24 protein-coding genes are annotated in these 19,802 nt (G+C 57.5%); 12 read left to right on the forward strand and 12 right to left on the reverse strand.

From position 1 onward, the window contains the following. Nucleotides 1-329 precede the first annotated feature (329 nt). The 4 genes from ABWH92_RS09720 (at nucleotide 330) to ABWH92_RS09735 (ending at nucleotide 3,174) form a co-directional block, all read left to right on the forward strand. Nucleotides 330-917, forward strand: coding sequence for a DUF1285 domain-containing protein (locus ABWH92_RS09720; protein ID WP_375567883.1), 588 nt, complete (start codon nucleotides 330-332; stop codon nucleotides 915-917). A gap of 91 nt (nucleotides 918-1,008) precedes the next feature. Further along, nucleotides 1,009-1,647: an NUDIX hydrolase gene (locus ABWH92_RS09725; protein ID WP_375567884.1), complete on the forward strand. Its 639-nt coding sequence runs from the start codon at nucleotides 1,009-1,011 to the stop codon at nucleotides 1,645-1,647. A gap of 28 nt (nucleotides 1,648-1,675) precedes the next feature. Further along, nucleotides 1,676-1,930 (forward strand): DUF6111 family protein, encoded by a 255-nt coding sequence (locus tag ABWH92_RS09730; protein WP_375567885.1) that lies wholly within the window; start codon nucleotides 1,676-1,678, stop codon nucleotides 1,928-1,930. After that, nucleotides 1,927-3,174 (forward strand): CCA tRNA nucleotidyltransferase, encoded by a 1,248-nt coding sequence (locus ABWH92_RS09735; protein WP_375567886.1) that lies wholly within the window; start codon nucleotides 1,927-1,929, stop codon nucleotides 3,172-3,174. Before ABWH92_RS09730 ends, ABWH92_RS09735 begins: the two co-directional genes overlap by 4 nt. On the opposite strand, the gene ABWH92_RS09740 is transcribed toward ABWH92_RS09735, so the two are convergent. The 3 genes from ABWH92_RS09740 to ABWH92_RS09750 are packed head-to-tail and all read right to left on the reverse strand — an operon-like array spanning nucleotide 3,171 to nucleotide 5,094. Then, complete coding sequence (locus ABWH92_RS09740) at nucleotides 3,171-3,650, reverse strand: GNAT family N-acetyltransferase (RefSeq protein WP_375567887.1); 480 nt, start codon at nucleotides 3,648-3,650, stop codon at nucleotides 3,171-3,173. The two genes, ABWH92_RS09735 and ABWH92_RS09740, sit on opposite strands and share 4 nt — an antisense overlap. Then, nucleotides 3,647-4,582 (reverse strand): oxygen-dependent coproporphyrinogen oxidase, encoded by a 936-nt coding sequence (gene hemF / locus ABWH92_RS09745; RefSeq protein ID WP_375567888.1) that lies wholly within the window; start codon nucleotides 4,580-4,582, stop codon nucleotides 3,647-3,649. The genes ABWH92_RS09740 and hemF overlap by 4 nt, the downstream gene beginning before the upstream one ends. After that, the gene (locus tag ABWH92_RS09750) at nucleotides 4,579-5,094 is read right to left on the reverse strand and encodes a tRNA (cytidine(34)-2'-O)-methyltransferase (protein WP_375567889.1); all 516 of its coding nucleotides are present in this window, start codon (nucleotides 5,092-5,094) and stop codon (nucleotides 4,579-4,581) included. Before ABWH92_RS09750 ends, hemF begins: the two co-directional genes overlap by 4 nt. A gap of 332 nt (nucleotides 5,095-5,426) precedes the next feature. Between ABWH92_RS09750 and petA the strand changes: the two genes are divergently transcribed. From petA to ABWH92_RS09775, 5 genes are all read left to right on the forward strand, one after another. Next, entirely contained in the window at nucleotides 5,427-5,999 is a 573-nt protein-coding gene (gene petA / locus ABWH92_RS09755) for a ubiquinol-cytochrome c reductase iron-sulfur subunit (protein ID WP_375567890.1), read from the forward strand. A gap of 45 nt (nucleotides 6,000-6,044) precedes the next feature. After that, nucleotides 6,045-7,337 carry a cytochrome bc complex cytochrome b subunit gene (locus tag ABWH92_RS09760; protein ID WP_375567891.1) on the forward strand — a complete coding sequence of 431 codons (1,293 nt, stop codon included), beginning with the start codon at nucleotides 6,045-6,047 and terminating at the stop codon, nucleotides 7,335-7,337. Between the two features lie 32 nt (nucleotides 7,338-7,369). After that, on the forward strand, nucleotides 7,370-8,215 hold the full coding sequence (locus ABWH92_RS09765; RefSeq protein WP_375567892.1) for a cytochrome c1: 846 nt from the start codon (nucleotides 7,370-7,372) through the stop codon (nucleotides 8,213-8,215). A 167-nt stretch (nucleotides 8,216-8,382) separates the two neighbouring features. After that, entirely contained in the window at nucleotides 8,383-8,928 is a 546-nt protein-coding gene (locus tag ABWH92_RS09770) for an adenine phosphoribosyltransferase (RefSeq protein ID WP_375567893.1), read from the forward strand. Nucleotides 8,929-9,035: 107 nt separating this feature from the next. Next, nucleotides 9,036-9,590: an ATP-binding protein gene (locus tag ABWH92_RS09775; protein ID WP_375567894.1), complete on the forward strand. Its 555-nt coding sequence runs from the start codon at nucleotides 9,036-9,038 to the stop codon at nucleotides 9,588-9,590. A gap of 88 nt (nucleotides 9,591-9,678) precedes the next feature. Here the strand turns inward: ABWH92_RS09775 and ABWH92_RS09780 are convergent, their stop codons facing one another. The 4 genes from ABWH92_RS09780 to ABWH92_RS09795 are packed head-to-tail and all read right to left on the reverse strand — an operon-like array spanning nucleotide 9,679 to nucleotide 12,853. Then, on the reverse strand, nucleotides 9,679-10,281 hold the full coding sequence (locus ABWH92_RS09780; protein WP_375567895.1) for a hypothetical protein: 603 nt from the start codon (nucleotides 10,279-10,281) through the stop codon (nucleotides 9,679-9,681). A 33-nt stretch (nucleotides 10,282-10,314) separates the two neighbouring features. After that, a complete protein-coding gene (gene ychF / locus ABWH92_RS09785) occupies nucleotides 10,315-11,412 on the reverse strand; it encodes a redox-regulated ATPase YchF (protein ID WP_375567896.1) in 1,098 nt (365 codons plus the stop codon). Between the two features lie 14 nt (nucleotides 11,413-11,426). Continuing rightward, on the reverse strand, nucleotides 11,427-12,161 hold the full coding sequence (gene pth, locus ABWH92_RS09790; RefSeq protein WP_375567897.1) for an aminoacyl-tRNA hydrolase: 735 nt from the start codon (nucleotides 12,159-12,161) through the stop codon (nucleotides 11,427-11,429). Nucleotides 12,162-12,199: 38 nt separating this feature from the next. Further along, on the reverse strand, nucleotides 12,200-12,853 hold the full coding sequence (locus ABWH92_RS09795) for a 50S ribosomal protein L25/general stress protein Ctc (RefSeq protein ID WP_375567898.1): 654 nt from the start codon (nucleotides 12,851-12,853) through the stop codon (nucleotides 12,200-12,202). A 182-nt stretch (nucleotides 12,854-13,035) separates the two neighbouring features. Here ABWH92_RS09795 and chrA point away from each other — a divergent pair, with 182 nt between their 5' ends. Further along, on the forward strand, nucleotides 13,036-14,358 hold the full coding sequence (chrA, locus tag ABWH92_RS09800; RefSeq protein WP_375567899.1) for a chromate efflux transporter: 1,323 nt from the start codon (nucleotides 13,036-13,038) through the stop codon (nucleotides 14,356-14,358). Here the strand turns inward: chrA and ABWH92_RS09805 are convergent. Then, nucleotides 14,355-15,092, reverse strand: coding sequence for a TetR/AcrR family transcriptional regulator (locus ABWH92_RS09805; RefSeq protein WP_375567900.1), 738 nt, complete (start codon nucleotides 15,090-15,092; stop codon nucleotides 14,355-14,357). The two genes, chrA and ABWH92_RS09805, sit on opposite strands and share 4 nt — an antisense overlap. A 178-nt stretch (nucleotides 15,093-15,270) precedes the next feature. On the opposite strand from ABWH92_RS09805, the gene ABWH92_RS09810 reads away from it, so the two are divergent. After that, nucleotides 15,271-15,543, forward strand: coding sequence for a hypothetical protein (locus tag ABWH92_RS09810; RefSeq protein ID WP_375567901.1), 273 nt, complete (start codon nucleotides 15,271-15,273; stop codon nucleotides 15,541-15,543). 115 nt (nucleotides 15,544-15,658) lie between these two features. Next, nucleotides 15,659-15,943, forward strand: a complete 285-nt coding sequence (locus tag ABWH92_RS09815) for a hypothetical protein (RefSeq protein WP_375567902.1) — start codon at nucleotides 15,659-15,661, stop codon at nucleotides 15,941-15,943. Here the strand turns inward: ABWH92_RS09815 and ABWH92_RS09820 are convergent. The 4 genes from ABWH92_RS09820 to ABWH92_RS09835 all read right to left on the reverse strand — a co-directional run bounded on the left by ABWH92_RS09820 (nucleotide 15,940) and on the right by ABWH92_RS09835 (nucleotide 19,798). Continuing rightward, nucleotides 15,940-16,875: a ribose-phosphate pyrophosphokinase gene (locus ABWH92_RS09820; RefSeq protein WP_375567903.1), complete on the reverse strand. Its 936-nt coding sequence runs from the start codon at nucleotides 16,873-16,875 to the stop codon at nucleotides 15,940-15,942. The two genes, ABWH92_RS09815 and ABWH92_RS09820, sit on opposite strands and share 4 nt — an antisense overlap. 122 nt (nucleotides 16,876-16,997) lie before the next feature. After that, nucleotides 16,998-17,828 (reverse strand): hypothetical protein, encoded by an 831-nt coding sequence (locus tag ABWH92_RS09825; RefSeq protein ID WP_375567904.1) that lies wholly within the window; start codon nucleotides 17,826-17,828, stop codon nucleotides 16,998-17,000. 75 nt (nucleotides 17,829-17,903) lie between these two features. Then, the gene (gene pgeF / locus ABWH92_RS09830) at nucleotides 17,904-18,704 is read right to left on the reverse strand and encodes a peptidoglycan editing factor PgeF (protein WP_375567905.1); all 801 of its coding nucleotides are present in this window, start codon (nucleotides 18,702-18,704) and stop codon (nucleotides 17,904-17,906) included. Further along, nucleotides 18,701-19,798, reverse strand: coding sequence for a class I SAM-dependent methyltransferase (locus ABWH92_RS09835; protein ID WP_375567906.1), 1,098 nt, complete (start codon nucleotides 19,796-19,798; stop codon nucleotides 18,701-18,703). Before ABWH92_RS09835 ends, pgeF begins: the two co-directional genes overlap by 4 nt. Nucleotides 19,799-19,802: the final 4 nt, after the last annotated feature.

Consider the following 19,802-nt stretch of genomic DNA (forward strand, 5'->3'; position numbering starts at 1 on the left):
AATCGCCGCGGTGTCGGCGTCGGTGGGATGATCCAGATCAGTATCGGGCACAGATGGCTCCTGCGAGGTGATAAGGTATTGATTTTTGACGCTGGCGCACACTCAAAAGGCGCACGGCCGATTCTTCCAGCGACATCTTACCCTTATTGTGGCGGTTCATGGCGCCTTTTTGTCAGTCGATCTGCCAGGATGGTTGATCATTGGTCTTGCTCAGCGCGCTAGGCCTTGTGTTCGATTGGTGGCATGGACATGCGGTGGCAAAGCATTGCGACTGCCCCGCGCTCGTCACACCGTGGTAGATAGGGCCTTTGGAGAGATTGGAAACGGCAATGGCAAGGTCATCAGAGGAGAGCGTGGAAACGCCAAGAGCATTTGATGCGTTGCTGCGGGCTGCCGCTTCTGGCAAGCGCAATCCTCCGGTTGAGCAATGGAATCCAGAGCTTTGCGGCGCCATCGATATTCGCATCGCCGCTGATGGCACCTGGCATCATGAAGGGCGACCGATCCGACGCCCGCGCCTTGCCAAACTGTTTTCTTCTGTTCTGCGCAAGGATGAGGATGGCGTGACCTATCTGGTGACGCCCCACGAAAAGCTTTCGATCACCGTCGATGATGCGCCGTTGATCGCGGTCGATTACGCTGCGAAACCTGGCCCAGACGGCGACGTTTTGGTTTTGCGCACCGCAATGGGGGATGTCGTCGAGGTGAATGAGTCTCATCCCATTCGCTTCGCGCAAGAGGTTGGCAGCGAGGGACTGAAACCCTATGTGCTGGTGCGTGGTCGTATCGAAGCGTTGCTCAACCGCGCCACGACCATGGCGCTTGTGAACGATGAGCGCTTTGTTGATCTTACCTCGCAAACCCCGATTTTACGTTCCGGTTCGCAGCGTTTTGCGATCGAGCCGGACGATCTTTGAGCTGGCGATTTTGTAAGTGCTTTGGAAAGACAGACTTTGGCCAACCCTCTCGACTTGGAAAATTCAGTGTCGTCAGCTCTGGAAAGCTTGGATGGTCACCGGCTCGCCAGCGCCTTGTTCGAACTCGCTGGAAACCGACACCCCTTCCGTGTCGTCCAGCGCTGCGGCCACCGATCGCTCCGGTGATCATGTGCTCAACCCTGATTTCTCAGCTTTTCGGCCCAAAGATGGGCTGAAACCGGCTGCGGTCTTGATTGCGGTGGATATGGCCAAGGCTGAGCCGGATGTGACGCTAACCGTGCGCACCGCCACGCTGAGCGCCCATGCTGGGCAGATCGCGTTTCCAGGTGGTCGTGTTGATCCGGGCGAGGGGGCGCAAGAGACTGCCCTACGTGAAGCCATGGAAGAGATTGCCCTTCCACCGAGCGCCGTTGATGTGCAGGGATTCTTGCCAAGCTACGCCTCGCGTACCGGTTATCGTGTTTATCCCGTGGTGGGAGCGCTGGATGGCTTACCGCAACTTCAACCAAGCCCCGCAGAGGTGGACTCCATTTTTCAAGTGCCGCTGGCATTCTTGCTCAATCCACGCAATGCTGAGCGCACAAGTCGCGTGTTTGAGGGCAAGGAGCGCTTCTTTTACACCTACCACTTCGACAATCATGCCATCTGGGGTTTGACGGCAGGCATTGTGCACCACATGTCTGAGCGACTGATCACCCACCTGTCTTAAACGTCCCTTCTCAACTTGGAGCTTTCGCGTGCTGCGCATTGCAATCATCAACCTGGCGCTCTTCCTGGTACCATTCGCCCTCTACCTTTTATGGACAACGGTACGCGGCAAACGCTCTGATATGCCCTTTTATTGGCTTGTCGGTTCTGGTGTGGCGCTGGTGCTGGTGGCGATGATCGCTTTCGCGCAGTTCGAAACCGGTGACGTTACCGGCCAATATGAGCCACCCCGGTTTGAAGATGGCGAGATCGTTCCAGGCCGGGTCGTCGAACCTGTCGAATGAGCGAGCCGCTTCGCGATCTTCTCAATGCGCCGGGCGTCGCCGCCGTTTTTGACGCCATTGTCAAAGATGGCGATGAGGCCTGGCTGGTGGGTGGATGTGTGCGCAACGCGCTTTTGGGCGAAGCACCCAGCGATATCGATGTTGCAACCCAGGCCGAGCCTGAAACTGTCATGGCCCGAGCGGAAGAAGCGGGGCTGAAGGCGGTTCCCACGGGTGTCGAGCACGGCACAGTGACGCTGGTCGTGGACCATACGCCTATTGAAGTCACCACACTACGCCGCGATGTGGAAACCGACGGCCGGCGCGCAGTTGTCGCGTTTAGCCGTGATGTGGTTGAGGACGCTGCCCGGCGCGACTTCACGATGAATGCGCTCTATGTCAATCAACAGGCGGCCCTGCACGATCCGGTGGGTGGTTTGGCTGACCTGGAAGCACGCCGTGTCCGCTTCATCGGCGATGCGGCCACGCGTATCCGTGAAGACTATCTGCGCACGTTGCGCTATTTCCGGTTTTACGGGTGGTACGGCCATGGTGCGCCAGATCGTGACGCCATCAAAGCAATTGTTGCCAACAAGGCTGGCCTTGCTTCGCTGTCAGCTGAGCGCGTCTGGGCCGAATTGAAGAAGATCCTTCTTGCGCCCCACGTCACGCGATCACTGCTTTGGATGCGCCAGACCGGCGTCTATCAGGCTGCGCTGCCAGAAAGCGGCGATATGGACGGCTTTGCCCGCTTTATGCGGCTGGAAGAGGCAACTGGAGTGTACCCCGATCCTCTGCTGCGCTTGATGGCGCTTTTGCCGGCGCAAGCGAGCGAGCGCGTCAAGGCGTTAGCGACCCGTTTGAAACTGTCCGGTGCTGAGCGTGACCGGTTGACGGCTGCCATGGAAACGGATGCCGCGCTCGATAGTCTGGTTCTCTCGGAGCCTAAACCCCTGCGCACCGCGCTTTACCAGCATGGCGAGCGGGCTATCCGTGACGTCTTGATCCTTCAGGCAGCCCGCGCTCTCGATGCTGACCCTGAACAAAACCTGCCCGAAGGAGAGGCGGATCGCGTGACCCGGATGTGGAATCTGGCTGACACGTGGACGAAACCATCTTTGCCGGTTTCAGGCAAAGACCTCATGGCCCGCGGCATTCCATCAGGCCCCCAGCTCGGAACGGCCTTAAAAGTGATGGAAGGGGCCTGGGTTGCGTCTGATTTCTCGATGACACGCGATGAACTTTTGGCGGTTTTGAAAACCTAACCGTTGCCAAGTGCGGCTAGTGCTTCGCCATCCCAACGCAGATAGGTTTTGTCGGTGTCCTGCGCGCCCAAACGTTCGTACAGGGCGCGGGCGCCATCGTTTCCGGCATCAACGGTGAGATCGAAACGTACGCCTTTGCGGCGCACCGTTTCTTTCGCACAGGCCTTAATCAAGGCTTCGCCAACGCCCTCATCACGTGCGGCTTTTGAGACAAAGATGTCCTTCAAAAACCAGGCGGTGTTGAGATTGCCAGCTGGAAACAGTGGGCAGATGACTGCATGGCCAACCAGCGTGGCTTCCTTAAGAGCGATCAGCATGACGCTGTCGCTGTTTGTATCAAACCATTGGGTTAGCCGTCTGCGGACGGTGGCCTCATCAATGGCGTCGTCTCCCAGATAATGGGTTTCCATCTCAAGGCAGAGCGATACCAGGGCAGGCACATCGCTGCGTGTTGCCGCTCGAACGCTGAAACTCACGGAAAGCGAACTTCTGGCGGCATGGAGGAAAGGATGGCATCGACATTGCCACCGGTTTTAAGGCCGAAGATCGTGCCGCGATCGTAAAGCAAGTTGAATTCCACATAGCGCCCGCGTCTCACCAACTGCTCATGGCGCTGTTCCGGCGTAAACGGTGTGTCCCAGTTTTCGCGCACCAGTTTGGGGTAGATATCAGCAAAGCTGCGACCGACCGACTGGGTCAGCGCGAAATCAGCGTCCCAGTTTCCGGAGTTCAGGTAGTCGTAGAAGATGCCGCCGATACCGCGAGGCTCATCGCGATGAGGCAAATAGAAATAATCATCACACCAGGATTTGAAGGCCCCATAATTGGTTTGGGCGTGCCCTTCGCAGGCCATTTCCATCGCTTCATGAAAGGCAATTGTGTCTGGGTCCGTTTGATTGCGCCTTGCGTCCAGCACAGGTGTCAGATCAGCGCCGCCACCAAACCATTGGCGTGTGGTCACCACCATACGGGTGTTCATATGAACCGCTGGGATGTTGGGGTTGTGCAGGTGGGCGATCAGCGAAATGCCCGAGGCCCAGAAGCGCGGGTCTTCATCGGCGCCTGGGATCTGCTCTTGAAACGCTGGCGCAAATGTGCCGTGCACGGTGGAGATGTGCACGCCGACTTTCTCGAACACACGGCCTTTCATCAGGCCCATCGTGCCGCCACCGCCAGGGGCGCCATCATGATTGGTGCGCTCGTGGGGGATGAGTTGAAAGCGACCAGGCTCCAAATCTTCTGCGCCCGGCTTGCCCTCCGCCTCATCTTCAATGCGCTCGAACGCACCGACAATCTGATCACGCAGTTGCGCAAACCAAGCCTCTGCCGTGCCTTTCTTGGCCTCGATGTCATCGGGCAGATTGGTGCTCAATTTGTCAGGCGTGAAAATGGGGGTGAAGCTGGTCATGGATGGTGGCTCCCTGTGCCGGACTGATCCAGTTCGGCAGTTTGAGGCTTGGTTTGTGGAAAGTCGTTGGTCTGGCGCAAAGCCTCGCCGATAACCAGGGCGGCGCTCACGGCCATGTTGAGCGACCGTGCGCTCTCAGCCATGGGGATAGTGAGGCGCGCGTCGGCGCGTTCGTGTAGCCAGTCAGGTGCACCAGAGGTTTCCCTGCCCATCACGATCATATCGCTCTTTTGGAAGCTGAAATCAGTGTAGGGCATGGTCGCGCGTGTTGTCATCAAAATGAGGCGTGGCGCTGTCCATGCGTTGGCGGTGCAAAACGCATCAAAATCCACGTGAACGTGGGTCAATGCTTTGTCACGATAGTCCATGCCAGCTCGGCGCAGCGCACGATCATCCATGGAAAAGCCCGTTGGGCCAATAACATGCACAGGCACTGACAGACAGGCTGACAAGCGCATCAAAGTGCCGGTGTTGGCGGGGATTTCAGGCTGAAAGAGAGCGAGTGAAACCAAGGCAATCGCCGTAGAGAACCGGTGGTGAGAACGAGGCCCCTTCTTCTACACGCATCGGCCAGCAGTGCGAGGTAAAAGATGCGATGATTATCTCAACCCTTGGCAGAATAGACTAGGGATTGGTTTCTTGTGCTTTGCCACCCATCGACTAGTGGACAAGCGCGGCACGCAACAGCTATGAGCAGCCACCTGTTGAGCCACGCGGAATGCGGCGATATGCCTGCATGCCAAGGCGTGCCTGATTCTTTATAGCGTCTCTGCTCTTCAGAGTATGGAATTCTACTTGATTTTGCGCACGGACAGCGCAACCCACCGGACAGTTGCTACGAAGGATGACGAAGTTGTCGACTGAAGCCCAGACACAGGACGAGCCGACCCGGCGCGACTTTCTTTTCATTGCTACGGCTGCCATGGGCGCCGTCGGCGTTGGTGGCCTGGCATGGCCCTTCATCGCCCAGATGAACCCGGACGCTTCGGCGCTAGCGCTTTCAACCAGCGAAGTGGATGTCGGGTCCATGCAGCCGGGCGAACAGGTGTCGGTGATGTGGCGTGGTAAGCCGGTGTTTATCCGCTATCGCACCGAGGAAGAGATTGCTGAGGCCGAGGCTGTGGATGTGTCGGACTTGCCCGATCAATCTGCACGTCTAGACGTTGATCCAGATGCTCCGGCGACAAACGAGGCGCGTTCTGTGGCGGAAAATCCGGCGATGATTTTGATGCTGGGCGTGTGTACTCACCTGGGCTGTATTCCTCTGTCGGAAGCCGGTGATTTCGGTGGCTGGTTCTGTCCTTGCCACGGTTCGCACTACGACACAGCTGGCCGCATTCGTCGTGGGCCGGCACCGGAGAACCTGCCTATCCCGCAGTATGAGTTCATTTCAGACACAACCATTCGCATCGGCTAAGCCGATCCCAATCTTTCGATTGAAAGGTTTTTAGGAGACCCCTTTATGGCTGGACCTTCAACCTACGTTCCAAAGAGCGGTGTCGAGCGTTGGCTCGATGCGCGCTTGCCTGTCGTGCGGATGATGCACGGACAGTTTGTTGAGTTCCCGATCCCACGGAACCTCAACTATATGTACACGTTTGGTGGCATTTTGATGATCATGCTGGTGTCGCAGATCATCACCGGCATCGTGCTTGTTATGCACTATACACCGCATGCCGATATGGCCTTCAATTCCGTTGAGCATATCATGCGCGATGTGAATTATGGCTGGCTTTTGCGCTATATGCATGCCGTTGGCGCATCGATGTTCTTCGTTGCGGTCTACCTGCACATTTTCCGTGGCCTTTACTACGGCTCCTACAAAGAGCCGCGTGAGGTCCTGTGGATCCTGGGTGTGATCATCTACCTGTTAATGATGGCAACGGCTTTCATGGGCTATGTGCTCGTTTGGGGTCAGATGTCCTTCTGGGGTGCCACCGTGATCACCAACTTTTTCTCGGTCTTCCCGGTCGTTGGCGAAACGCTGGTGCAATGGCTATGGGGTGGCTTTGCTGTCGATAACCCGACGCTTAACCGCTTCTTCTCGCTGCACTATCTGCTGCCTTTCATGATCTTCGGCGTGGTGATCCTGCACGTTTGGGCGCTGCATATCACCGGTCAGACCAACCCGACTGGTGTTGAAGTGAAGCAGAAGTCCGATACGGTACCATTTACGCCCTATGCGACGGTCAAAGACCTGTTCGCGATGGTCGTGTTCTTTGTCCTGTTTGCCTACTTCTTATTCTTCCTGCCGAACTATCTCGGACACGCCGATAACTACATTGAGGCCAACCCGCTGGTGACCCCGGCGCACATCGTGCCTGAGTGGTACTTCCTGCCGTTCTACGCCATTTTGCGTGCTGTGCCTTCAGCTCTGGGCGGCGTGCTCTTGATGTTCGGCGCGATTGTGGTGCTGTTCTTCCTTCCATGGCTCGACACGTCCAAAGTGAAGTCCGGCGCCTTCCGCTCGGTGTGGTTCAAAGCTGCCTTCTGGCTGTTTGCCATCAATGCGGTGTGGCTTGGTTGGCTTGGCTCGAAGCCTGCTGAAGGCTGGTATGTGCCAGCCATGCAGTTGGGCACGGTTTACTACTTCGCCTACTTCCTGATCATTCTGCCGCTTTTGGGTCTGTTCGAAACACCCAAACCTCTGCCTGCATCGATCACGGAAGCTGTGTTGAAGAAAAACGGCAAAAGCGTTGCATCAGGATCGGGTCAACCGGCTGGCGCAACAGCGGCACCGGAAACCAAGGGTTAATCGGCGATATCGCCAATAGGAGACGTTTATCCATGGCTTTCTTTTCAAGCCGCATCTTGAAGACCCTGGCTGCCGCTGCCTTGGCAGTGGCCCTGCCAGCAACAGGTGCTCTTGCTGCCGGTGACTCCAAAGCACCTCGCATGCAGGACTGGTCGTTCGCTGGCATCTTCGGTACTTACGATACTGCTCAGTTGCAGCGCGGATTTCAGGTGTACACTGAGAACTGCTCGGCCTGTCACGCGCTGAGCCGCATCGCCTTCCGCAACCTGATGGAACCAGGCGGCCCTGAGTTCTCCGAAGCTGAGGTTCGCGCCATTGCGGTCAACTATTTTGTGACTGACGGCCCGGATTCATTCGGCGAAATGTTTGAGCGCGAAGCTCGGTTGTCGGATCGTTTCCCACCACCGTTCCCGAACCGCGAAGCGGCTGTGGCGGCAATGGGCGCTTACCCACCAGACTTTTCGCTGCTTGCCAAAGCACGGGCACCGACCCGCGGTTTCCCCGGCTTCGTGATCGACATCTTCACCGGTTATGCTGAAAACGGCCCGGATTACATCTACTCGCTTCTGACGGGCTATGAAGATCCGCCAGCAGACGAGGAAGCGCCAATCGGTCTGAACTACAACCCGTATTTCATTGGCGGTGAGTGGATTGCGATGGCACCGCCCTTGTTTGAAGGCATGCACGCTTATGGGGACGGTTCGCCAGAAACGATCTCGCAGTATGCGCAAGATGTTGCCGCGTTCATGATGTGGGCAGCTGAACCACACTTGAATGCTCGCAAGGAAATGGGTTTCCGCGTGTTGGCGTTCCTGGTGATCTTTGGTGGTCTGGTTTACATGACCAAGCGTCGTGTCTGGAGCGCAGTCGACCACTGATCGTTCGATCTTTCTGATCCTCAAGCCGCCCTTGGGTCTACCATGGGCGGCTTTTTTGTGGGCTGATCTCTGTTGACCTTGGTTGGCCTTTTCACACGGTGAGCTCGCGACTAGGGTACCCCGGTTTGCCGCGCATTCGCGCCTGTTTTCCCTGATGGAGTTCCGCTTTGGCTATCCAACCCGACCCGACCCTTGAGTTGGCGATCCGCACCATTGTCGATTACCCCAAGCCCGGCATCAGTTTTCGAGACATCACCACCCTTCTAGGCGATGCACGTGCCTTTCGCCGAGCTGTCGATCAGCTGGTTCAACCCTATGCTGGGCTGAAGATTGACAAGGTCGCAGGCATCGAAGCGCGTGGGTTCATCCTTGGGGGTGCTGTGGCACATCAGATTTCGAGCGGGTTTGTGCCCATCCGCAAGAAGGGCAAGCTGCCGCACGAAACGGTGCGCATCGCCTACAGTCTTGAGTACGGCATCGATGAAATGGAGATGCACAAGGATGCAATTGAGCCGGGCGAAAAGGTTGTCGTGGTTGATGATCTGATTGCCACTGGTGGGACGGCAGAAGCGGCGATCAAGCTGCTCCAATCCATTGGTGCTGAGGTGGTGGCGGCCTGCTTCATCATCGATCTGCCGGACCTTCAAGGGGCAAAAAAGATCGAAGCGCTTGGCGTGCCCGTGCATGCGCTGATGGAGTTCGAGGGAGACTGACGCCTTCTTTCGAGTGGGCTGATGTGCGCTTTGAGCTCAAACCCTTCTCCTTTGTCCCTGCGACATCGTTCTCTGTGCTTGTCGCCGAGCATAGGGAAAGGATTCTAATGCGCATCGCGGTAACTGGAGCGCATGGGACTGGTAAAACGACGCTTGTTGAAGACCTGGCACAGGCTTCGGACTCGTTCGATGCCGTCCCCGAGCCGCTTTTTGTTTTTGAAAGCGACGCCGCTTTCGTCGACGGTCCCAACTTAGAAGACTTTGAGGAGCAGCTCGATCAGAGCTGCGACTTGATCCTGAAGGCGTCAACAAACAGCGGCCTCATTTTTGATCGCTGCCCCATCGACTATCTTGCCTATCTGGAGGTGGTGAGTGATGCGGAAGGTTTTGAGTGGACGCCTTCGGCCAAGCTGCTTGCCCGTATCGAGCGAGCCATGGGAACCTTTGATCTCATCATCTTCGTCCCCCTTCTGGACAATGACGAAATTGCGGAGAACATTGAGTATCCGCAGCTGCGTCGAGAGATCGATGCACGACTGACGTCCATGCTGCGAGACGACGATTTCGGTTTCTTCGAGAACGGCCTCTCCTTATTGGAGGTTTTTGGATCGCGAGAGCAACGTGTAGCCAAAATCCTTGATGGATTGGCTACGAACGCCTGACGGCTTATCAATGTCAGCGGCAGCGTTGGTTTGGCAATGGCGACAACGACCATCATCCCTTTTTGCTCTGTTCCTTCGGAACAACCGCTTATCCAGCAAACTGCAAATACCAAAAGAGTGGCACTGCCAGATAAGCGAGTACGCAAAGGGCCAGCAATGCCCGGACCCAAAGTACCTTGAAGCGGAAGAACAGGATCGCCGCCAGCGTGATACCCAAAGCAGCTTCAAACGCGCCAAAAGCACGGCCATGATAGGCGTTATCCCAATAGGAAACGGGAGAGCGAAAGCGCCAATCCGTTAGAGGCCAAAAGTGCGGATGTGCATCGTCCACATGAACGGGAAAATCTCCTGCCAGATGGGTGAGGGCAGCCAGACCGAGCACAGTGAGTGTCGGAAGTGCGGGCAGGGGCCTTCCGGTACGCCAGCGCGCATAGGTCCAAGCGGCCAACGCAATCGCGGCACAAAGCGGGGCAGAGTTGCCGATGGCCGTGAGGGTGAGCATAGGCTCAGAGAAGTAGATCTCGCGCCACAACACCTCTTGCGGCACGCCTGTGAGCACAGCCCAACCAAACAGAGCGAAGATCGCCGCATCGGGCAACAGCGCACCGATGATTAGCGCGGTGTTGCGTTTGGGCTGGTCAGGTTTGGCGAAGATGGCAGCGGCAACAAGCAGATGGGTCTGTGTGTTCACGCCGCAATGCCCAGCTTGCCTGGGTCGGTGACCCTAGGTGTTGAACTTAAAGAGCAGGACGTCGCCATCTTGAACGACGTACTCCTTGCCCTCATCGCGAGCTTTACCGGCTTCCTTGGCGGCTGTCTCGCCCTTCAAGGTCACATAATCGTTATAGGCGATGGTCTGGGCGCGGATGAAACCCCGTTCAAAGTCGGTGTGGATGACACCGGCGGCCTGGGGAGCCTTGGTGCCTTGTGTGATGGTCCAGGCACGGGTTTCTTTGGGGCCGGCGGTGAAATAGGTCACCAGGCCAAGCAGTGCGTAGCCCTCGCGGATCAGGCGATCGAGGCCTGCTTCTTCCAGTCCGAGGGTCTCTAGAAACTCAGCCTGCTCCTCAAGCGGCAGCACGGCCACTTCGGCCTCAATGGCTGCGGAAATGGCCACAGCGCGCGCGCCGGTGGCCTTGGCGTGGTCAAACACTTTGGCGGAGTAGCCGTTGCCTTCACCGGCGGCGTCTTCCTCAACATTGCAGACGTAGAGGATGGGCTTGGAGGTCAGCAGGCTCAGCCCCTGGAAGGGCTTTTCTTCTTCCGGTGTAAGCTCGGCCAAACGCGCAGGCTTGCCATCCTGGAGCAGGCCAAGTGCCTTCTCCATAAGTGGCACCATCTGAAGTGCTTCCTTGTCTTTGCCAGACGCTTTCTTGCGCATGGCGACAACGCGCTTTTCCAGGCTTTCCAAATCAGAAAGCATCAGCTCGGTTTCGATGGTGTCGATATCGGCCAGCGGGTCGATCTTGCCATCGACATGGGTGATATCTTCGTCCTCAAAGCAGCGCACCACGTGCACGATGGCGTCGACTTCACGAATGTTGGCGAGGAACTGATTGCCCAACCCTTCGCCGGATGCAGCGCCGCGCACCAGGCCAGCAATGTCAACAAAGGTGATCCGCGTCGGGATGATCTCTTTGGAGGTCGCAATCCCAGCGATCTCGCTCAGGCGTGGATCGGGCACCGCTACATCGCCGGTGTTCGGCTCAATGGTGCAGAACGGATAGTTGGCCGCTTGTGCTGCCGCTGTTTTGGTCAGCGCGTTAAAGAGTGTCGATTTGCCGACATTTGGCAGTCCGACGATGCCGCATTTGAAACCCATCGGGCTCTCTTTCTCTAGTCTTTGTTACCGAGCAGCTTTTTCAGCATGTCGGCCATCGGGCCCTTGGTGGGCATGTTCGGTTTGGTGGTTTGTCGGGCCTGACGGATGTGCGATTGGCCGCCACCGGTGGGCTTGGGTTTTGCCGGTTGCTGGTCAGCTTTCTTTGCCTTTTCAGGCCGAAAGCTCGCCGTCGCCTCATTCAGCCGCGCGTTGAGGTCGCTGTCTTTGCCGTCGAGGGCAAGGTCAATGGATCGCGCAATCTCATCTGTGAGTGCGTCCACCCAGGGCTGATCGGCTTTGGGGAAGTCTTTGAGCACGTAGCCGGAGACCAAGTCTTTGTGGCCTGGGTGGCCAATGCCAAGACGAATGCGGCGATAGTCCTTGCCGAGGTGGGCATCGAGGCTTTTCAGCCCGTTATGTCCGCCGTGGCCGCCGCCAGTTTTGATGCGGGTGCGACCGGGGTCGAGATCCAACTCATCGTGGATCGTTGTCACATCGCTAGGTTCAAGTTTGTAGAAGCGCGCGATTTCGCCTGCGGCTTGGCCGGAGAGGTTCATGAATATCTCTGGCTTGGCAAGCAGCACCTTGTGGGTGCCGATACGCCCCTCGCTAACCTGCGCGGAGAAACGCGAACGCCACGGCGAGAAGCCGTGGCGCGCATGGATGGCATCAACGGCCACAAAGCCGATATTGTGCCGGTTGTTGGCGTACTGACTGCCTGGATTGCCAAGGCCCACAAGCAGATGCATGGCTTGCCTCGTCTAGGTCGACAGACGCAACGAGGAGCTTACTCCTCGTCCTCTTTCTGGTTGGTGGCTGGCACCTCAACACTTGCCTCTTCGCCTTCAGCTTCCTCGTCCTCTTCAGACTTCAGAGCAGCCGGTGCGGCGATGGTGGCGATCACGAAATCACGGTCTGTGATTGTTGGTTCGGCGCCATCAGGCAGCGTGATGTTGGAGATGTTGAGCGTGTCGCCAACTTCTGCCGTCGCAAGGTCGAGCTCCAGGAACTCTGGGATGGCGTTGGCTGGGCAGTTCAGCTCCACCTCGTGGCGCACAACGTTCAACACGCCACCGGCTTTGAGGCCTGGGCAGGTTTCTTCGTTGAGGAAGTGCACTGGGATGTTGACGGTCAGCGTGGAGCCTTTGGACACACGCAGGAAGTCGACATGCATGGGGAAATCGCGCACGGGATCGAGCTCAAAGTCTTTCGCGATCACCTGGTGCTTTTCACCATCTACGTCGATCGTGCCGACTGTGGTCATGAAACCACCGCCGTGGATCAGCAAGTTCACTTCCTTGTAGGGCAGCGCAACCGGGATCGGGTCTTTTTTGTCGCCGTAGATCACGGCGGGCAGCTTGGCCTCGCGTCGCAGAGCACGGGCAGCTCCCTTGCCGACCCGTTCGCGCCGCGTGCCAGCCAGTTCATAGCTCTCACGCATGGCATTTCTCCAATGATACAATAAAAAACGCCGGACAATCCGGCGATCCATCCACGCGTGCCTCCAGGGGGGTCTGGCGCGGACGCCGGTCTATAACGCCCTTTTGTGTGCGATGCAAATAGGGCGCTTGGCAAGATCTAGCCTGTCATTGCCCTGTCATGACGGCTCGCCTAGGACAGGGCATGACAGTAGACGCTTCTTCTGCTCCATCGGCGCACGAGCCGGCCAGTTTTGGCGAGGTGACGGCCGCGTTTGCCCGTATCGGCTTTTTGTCGTTTGGCGGCCCGGCAGCTCAAATCGCGCTCATGCACAAAGTGGTGGTGGATGAGAAAAAGTGGTTGCCTGAAGATCGCTTCTTGCACGCGCTGAACTACTGCATGCTGTTGCCAGGCCCTGAAGCGATGCAGCTTGCCACCTATATCGGATGGTTGTTGCAAGGCGTGCGTGGCGGCCTGATCGCCGGTGCGCTGTTTATCCTGCCTGGTTTCTTGGTGCTGCTGGGATTGGCGACGCTTTACGTCACGCTCGGGGATGTGCCTGCGGTTGAAGGTCTGTTGTTTGGTCTACAGGCGGCTGTCCTTGCCATTGTGCTGCAAGCGCTGATCAAGCTGTCACAAAAAACACTCACATCGCCTCTGGCCGCCGCCTTAGCGTTGGCGGCGTTTACGGCGCTGTACGTTTTTGATGTGCCGTTTCCGCTCGTCATCGGGGTTGCTGCGCTGCTTGGGGTTGCTGTTTGGGGGCGGGGACAGGGCACGTCCATTGAGACACCTGTCGCTGCCAATGCAGAACGCAATGCTTCGTCCCTTCGCGCGGCGATTGTCTGCGCGGGTTTGTGGTTGCTGCCCTTGGTGTTGCTTGTGCTCGGCTTGGGTTTGCAGAGCCTGTGGGCGCAGCAGGCACTGTTCTTCTCGTGGACGGCGATCATCACCTTTGGCGGTGCGTATGCGGTGCTTGCCTACATCACCCAGGTTGTGGTGCAGGATTTTGCCTGGCTTTCCACCGCAGACATGGTGACCGGTTTGGGGCTTGCTGAATCCACACCAGGCCCGCTTATTCTGGTGCTGGTGTTTGTCGGCTACGTGGCTGCGGCGCAGGCAGGACTTGGTCTGGATCCGGTGTTGGCTGGTCTTCTCGGTGGCACGCTGACGCTGTGGTTCACCTTCCTGCCGTGCTTTGTCTGGATTTTTCTCGGGGCGCCTTTTGTGGAACGCACGCGCGAAATTGTTTGGCTGAAAAATGCGTTGCGCGGAGTTACATCAGCTGTGGTCGGTGTGATCGCCTCGCTGGCGGTCTGGTTTGCGATTCAAGTTCTCTTTGATGTGGTGAGCGCGGTGAATGTTGGGCCGGCCAGCCTGCCTGCACCCATGCTCTCCAGTCTCAACATCGAGGCGCTTGTGATCGCTTTGATCGCTGGGGTCTTGTTGATCGGCTTAAAACGCGGACTGTTCACAACGCTTGGCTTCTGCGCTGCTCTCGGCGTGGCGCTGACGCTTTTCGCTTAGCTCAGTTTTTCCAGTGCCTTGGCCATGCGCGGCTTGAAGCTTTCGGTGCCGTAACGGGCAACGAACATCTCCAATGATTCCTTCACGACATGATTGCGTTCGTGCTGGCTGACATTGTCGCGCACCTGAAACATCAGTTCATAAAAATAGACAGACCGTGCCAGTTGCCAGAGCTGATTTGCAGCAAATGCCTTGTCGGGGATGATGAGGTCCCCGGCTTCTTCAGCGCACTCAAACAAGGCGCTCAATTGTTTGGTCATGGCGACGGCAGCGCTCAGGAAGAAGGCATGACCAACATGGGGAAAGCGCGCCGCTTCGGCGACGCATGTGCGGTAGACGGCTTGAGCTAGTGGCGAGACCATAAACGTCACCGCCATTTTGCCACCTTCGATCAGTGCTTCTTCGGTTGATAGGTTGAGCGTGAGCGCCCCCAGTTTCTCACGTTGCTGCACGCAGCGCCGATCGATGACCGCGCGGAACAGTGCTTCTTTGTCGTGAAAATACTTGTAAAGCGTGGCTTTGGAGATCTCCGCCTTCAAGACGATGTCATCAACGCTCGCACCCGCATAGCCATGGGAAAGGAAGATCTCCTCGGCTGCGTCCAGCAACTGATCTTCTTTGCGACCGACCGGTTTGCGGTTCATCGCATCGTCCAGGGCATGCAGCACCCGGCTTGGTACATGGTCGGTCGTGATGGTGTCGCTTGCGGCTGGTGCGGATGAGGCGTCAGTCATGGATCCGGATCTTTGATGCGAGGCTGGGGTACGTGGCTGGCGAATTGGTCACAAAACTAAAACAAACTGTTTAGTTCATTTTCTCATTGACCTTAGCGCATCCGTGTGGCATTTGTCCATCAACTGAACCAAACGGTTTAGTTCATTACAACCCTGAACTCATATTTGGAGAAACCCAATGAAACGTTTTGCTCTCACCCTCGTCGCCGCATCTTTGGCAGCTGGCATCGCTGTTGCTCCGGCACTCGCTGACAACGGTTCAGAAACCTACATCGACACCACAGTTCTTTCGGTCGATCGCAACAATGGTATGATGAACCTGGCGAACGGAACCACGCTCGATCAGTCTATCGAATGGTTTGCAATGCCTTCACAGGCTGCTGCGGGCGACAAAGTTCGTGTGATCATCGACCACAACAATGAATTGGATCGTGTGGTCGTGCTGCGTTAAGGACCTACCTATGACGCTGGACAGGCAGGCGGGCTCACTCCATTGATCCTGCCTGCTTTCCTTGTCCAAATGGCTGGAGGCTTTTTTCGCTCGTACCTGATGAGGAGTTTCCATCATGAGACACGCCGTTCGCCTTGTCGCCGTTTGGACGCTCGCCTTTGGTATGCAGCTGGGGCCTTCTGCGGCTGATTTCTGGAATTGGGACGACGAGGAATACTCCGTCCACACGCAGATTGTTGGCCAAAACACGCAGACCGGCGAGCTCTTTCTCGCCAACCGTATGGTCCTCGACCAGCGCATCGAGCACTTCGTTTTTGTCGATCAGGTGGGGGTCGGCGACCGTGTGCGGCTGGTGTTTGATGACACCAACTATCTTCGGCGTGTTTACCGCCTACCTTAAGCGAAAAGGCTGGAGACCGATTTTTCCAGCGCTGTGCGCATAATCGCTTCGCCCAGCAATCCCGCCACTGTGACGATCCGAATGTTGTGGGCGTTTTTCACAGCCTCAGTGGTCTCAATCGTGTCGGTGGTGACCAGCTCTTTGAGGTTGGAGCCGGCAATACGTGTCACGGCACCGCCTGAGAGCACACCATGGGTGATGTAGGCGGAGACCTCTTTAGCGCCCATGCTAAGCAGTGCATCAGCTGCGTTGCAGAGTGTACCGCCTGAGTCGACGATATCATCGACCAGCAGGCAGGACATGCCATCCACCTCGCCGATCACATTCATCACTTCAGATTCGCCTGGACGATCACGGCGTTTGTCGACAATCGCCAGGGGCGCATCGACACGCTTGGCTATGGCACGGGCGCGCACCACACCGCCGACATCTGGCGAGACAACCGCCAATGGCCCATTGGAGGTGTAGTGATCCATGATGTCTTTGGAAATCACCGGCTCAGCAAACAGGTTGTCTGTCGGGATGTCGAAGAAACCTTGGATTTGTCCTGCATGCAGATCAATGGTGAGCACACGGTCTGAACCAGCTTCGGTAATGAGATTGGCCACAAGTTTGGCGGAGATCGGTGTGCGCCCGGCGGTGCGGCGATCTTGGCGGGCATAGCCGAAATAGGGAATCACCGTGGTGATGCGTTTGGCGGAGGAGCGGCGCAACGCATCGACCAGAATCAGCATCTCCATCAGATTGTCGTTGGCCGGAAAGCTCGTCGATTGGAGAACGAAAACGTCCTCACCACGCACATTTTCCTGAATTTCAACGAAAATTTCTTTGTCGGCAAAGCGTCGGACATCGGCTTTGCAGAGCGGCACATCGAGATAGCCCGCAATGGCATTGGCCAGCGCAAGGTTGGAGTTTCCGGCGACAAGCTTCATGTGGGCGGTCCTGAACGGGGAAGGTCGCCGGTGTGTTAGCGAAAGGGTCCGTTAGAGTCCATGCACCGCTTTGGGTGTATGTGAGAGAAGTGTTAGCATCGCAGCGCGGAGCCGCTATTTTGCTAGCTTGGGTTTTGTTGAAGCCACTGCATCATGCGACCTGCCACATCATCGGCAATCGTCTGCGTGGTTGCTGGGTCAACCAGCGCCCAGCCATCGGGACCTGAGCGCGGGATCGCTTGAGACCCAGAAACACGATGGCGAAGCGTGCCGCGCGCATCGAAAATATCAAACACGTAGATCACTGACGTCGTCTGATCACCTGGGATGGCGCTCACCTGCGAGCGCACGACAAACTGAGCCGTTTCATCACCGAAGAAGGCAAGCTGCATGCCACGGCGATAGGTGGCGTCATCGATGGCATCAAACAGCTGTGTCGCGTTTGGTTCCGGTGCGGTGGTTATCGGTGCCAGCGAGACGCGCGGCCATTGCGGGACAGCCGGTGCAAGGCCCGGCGCAACCGATTGCGGCTGCAGGCCTGCTTGAACGGCGTCCTGTAGCGTTTCGCGCGCCGTGCCGCCCGAAGCGTCTAGGTTTTGGGTGCGAGAGAAGTCTTGGCCCAAGGTGTTTTGGCCAGAAAAGTCCTGCAGCGTGGAGGTCTGTGACGGGTTGGTGGAAATCGATCCAGGTTGCAACGTTCCAGGTTGTACGGTTCCCGGCTGCGATGATGTGGGGCTTAGCGTGCTTGGTTGCTGCGCCGTTTGGAACGGCTGCGACCCGGCAGACGTGCCCAAAGGCTGTGCTGTGACCGTACCTGGTAGGGGTGCCGTTTGAACCTGCGTAACAGGCTGCGGGGTGACGGGGCTTACTCTGTCGAGTGACCCTGGGCCTTCAGGCGACGCGCAGGCACTCAAGCCCAGCAGGGCAGCAAAAAGGACGGCGCGGTGTAACAAGGGCGTACTCGACTCAAACTGGCAGGTTCATAGGCGAACCGGCTTTATCGCGGCTTAGCTCTACCACGTCCAGGGTTAAGCATTTTCTTCTCTGGGTTGTGGGTGTGTCAGCATAATGGCGCTGGCGAGGCGCCCATAGTCGGGTTCGCCCAAATGCGTGCTGCGGCGGTAGCTGTAGAATAGGTCTGGTTCGCTGTAGGTGCAGCGATTGAGACTGCTGGCCGTAACACCAGCCTTGCCCAAACGATCCATCGTGTAGGCTGGCAGATCGAACATGAAATGCCCCTCGCGTTCAGAGGGAATGAAATAGCGGGCGTTGTCCTGATCATGCTCGACGAAGCGTGCCAGATACTCCGCGCCGACCTCATAGGCTTTGGCGCTGATGGACGGACCAAGCGCGGCTTTGATGTTGGCGCGGGTGGCACCTTCAGCTTCCATCTGGTCGATCGTTGCTTCGATGATGCCCGTCATCGCGCCTTTCCATCCGGCATGCGCGGCGCCGACAACACCGGCTTGTTCATCGGCAAAAAGGATAGGACCGCAGTCAGCAGCCTGGGCACAGATCACCAAGCCAGGTGTTGCCGTCACGATGGCATCAGCACGCGGAGCAGCGTTCGATTGCCACGGCACAGCTGTGCGGATGCAGGTGGCGCTGTGATGCTGGTAGACGGTTAGGAACGCATCGCCGCCGAGAAAAGCGAGAATGCGAGCACGGTTCACCTTCACATGGGGAACATTGTCCCGTGAACCAAGCCCCGTGTTCAAGCTGTCATAGATGCCCATCGATACCCCGCCTTGGCGGGTGAAGAAACCATGGCGAATGCCTGTCATCGCCGTCAAAGCAGGGTCTAGAAGCGGCTTGAGGGCTTGGCTCATACGGTTTCCTTTGGGGCTGAAAAAGGCGCGAGGCCAGGAAAGGGGATCGGTGCGCTGGCAATGCCGAGGACTTTGAAAAGCTTGCCCATCGCCGTATCGCCAGCAAGCCTTTCCACTGCAAGGCTGATGGCTTCTTGGGCATCGGCCGCACGGCCTGCTCCCAAGGCACCAGCGCGCTGCAACAGGCCAAGATCAAGCAAAAACTGGCCCTGCTCGGCAGCTGCAAGGTGGGTGAGACCGCCACGTTCAGCAAGCGTTGCCAGGTGTGCAAAATCCACATGGGCGGTGAGGTCGGCTCTGCCAGGCTCACCAAGTGGATTCACTTTCTGGTGAGCACGTACCGCTTGCAAGGTGTCGCCCGTGCCTGGTTGCAGAGCTCCATAGTCGATGATGAGGCCCGCTCCGCCATGGCCAGAAAGATGGCTGGCAAGTTGCCGCATCATGACATCTTGCGCTGGGCTGTGTTCCACCACGGTGCCGGGCGGCATGTCACGAATTGGTTTGGGTGGCGGCAACGGCGTTGGGTCCACGCCGAATACCAGTGCGCCTTGCCCATCCAGACCAATCTTGCGCGCATTCCATCCTTTGGGGGTGCGCACCCATTGGTTGGTTGGCAGTGCATCAAAAAATTCATTGGCCACAAACAGTGTGGGCAAATTTGGCAAGCCGTCGAGGACCGTGTGATGGGTGGGTGAAATGTCCAGGGGCTTCAACGCCTCCACCTGCTTGCCGCGAAGAGCAGGGCTGGTTTCGACCAGGTGGACGGCACAAGCGTCCATAAAAGGTTCGTCTAACGCTGCGATGCGAAGCACGTCGGCCATCAGCGTACCACGACCCGGGCCAAGCTCCACCAAAGCGAATGGGTTTGGAGCGCCCAACCGGTGCCAGGCCTCGACCAGCCAGGCGCCGATCAACTCGCCGAAAAGCTGACTGATCTCAGGTGCGGTGGTGAAATCGCCACTCAATCCAAGCGGGTCGGCTTTGGTGTAGTAGCCATGTTCGGGATGGCTGAGACAGAGCTGCATATAGCGACCCACGGTGATCGGGCCGCTGGTTTCGATCTCGGTGCGAACGAGGGAGGAGAGTTCCGTCATACAG

This window comes from Ahrensia marina, from assembly GCF_042140245.1.
Classification (GTDB): domain Bacteria; phylum Pseudomonadota; class Alphaproteobacteria; order Rhizobiales; family MH13; genus MH13.

What these genes read in the sequence shown, in the direction of transcription:
- ABWH92_RS09815 (WP_375567902.1), top strand. Translation starts at nt 15,659, where the DNA reads ATGAGACACGCCGTTCGCCTTGTCGCCGTTTGGACGCTCGCCTTTGGT.
- ABWH92_RS09735 (WP_375567886.1), top strand. Translation starts at nt 1,927, where the DNA reads ATGAGCGAGCCGCTTCGCGATCTTCTCAATGCGCCGGGCGTCGCCGCC.
- ABWH92_RS09720 (WP_375567883.1), top strand. Translation starts at nt 330, where the DNA reads ATGGCAAGGTCATCAGAGGAGAGCGTGGAAACGCCAAGAGCATTTGAT.
- ychF (WP_375567896.1), bottom strand. Translation starts at nt 11,412, where the DNA reads ATGGGTTTCAAATGCGGCATCGTCGGACTGCCAAATGTCGGCAAATCG.
- ABWH92_RS09765 (WP_375567892.1), top strand. Translation starts at nt 7,370, where the DNA reads ATGGCTTTCTTTTCAAGCCGCATCTTGAAGACCCTGGCTGCCGCTGCC.
- ABWH92_RS09835 (WP_375567906.1), bottom strand. Translation starts at nt 19,798, where the DNA reads ATGACGGAACTCTCCTCCCTCGTTCGCACCGAGATCGAAACCAGCGGC.
- ABWH92_RS09805 (WP_375567900.1), bottom strand. Translation starts at nt 15,092, where the DNA reads ATGACTGACGCCTCATCCGCACCAGCCGCAAGCGACACCATCACGACC.
- petA (WP_375567890.1), top strand. Translation starts at nt 5,427, where the DNA reads ATGACGAAGTTGTCGACTGAAGCCCAGACACAGGACGAGCCGACCCGG.
- pgeF (WP_375567905.1), bottom strand. Translation starts at nt 18,704, where the DNA reads ATGAGCCAAGCCCTCAAGCCGCTTCTAGACCCTGCTTTGACGGCGATG.
- ABWH92_RS09760 (WP_375567891.1), top strand. Translation starts at nt 6,045, where the DNA reads ATGGCTGGACCTTCAACCTACGTTCCAAAGAGCGGTGTCGAGCGTTGG.
- pth (WP_375567897.1), bottom strand. Translation starts at nt 12,161, where the DNA reads ATGCATCTGCTTGTGGGCCTTGGCAATCCAGGCAGTCAGTACGCCAAC.
- ABWH92_RS09795 (WP_375567898.1), bottom strand. Translation starts at nt 12,853, where the DNA reads ATGCGTGAGAGCTATGAACTGGCTGGCACGCGGCGCGAACGGGTCGGC.
- chrA (WP_375567899.1), top strand. Translation starts at nt 13,036, where the DNA reads ATGACAGTAGACGCTTCTTCTGCTCCATCGGCGCACGAGCCGGCCAGT.
- hemF (WP_375567888.1), bottom strand. Translation starts at nt 4,582, where the DNA reads ATGACCAGCTTCACCCCCATTTTCACGCCTGACAAATTGAGCACCAAT.
- ABWH92_RS09820 (WP_375567903.1), bottom strand. Translation starts at nt 16,875, where the DNA reads ATGAAGCTTGTCGCCGGAAACTCCAACCTTGCGCTGGCCAATGCCATT.
- ABWH92_RS09725 (WP_375567884.1), top strand. Translation starts at nt 1,009, where the DNA reads ATGGTCACCGGCTCGCCAGCGCCTTGTTCGAACTCGCTGGAAACCGAC.
- ABWH92_RS09775 (WP_375567894.1), top strand. Translation starts at nt 9,036, where the DNA reads ATGCGCATCGCGGTAACTGGAGCGCATGGGACTGGTAAAACGACGCTT.
- ABWH92_RS09810 (WP_375567901.1), top strand. Translation starts at nt 15,271, where the DNA reads ATGAAACGTTTTGCTCTCACCCTCGTCGCCGCATCTTTGGCAGCTGGC.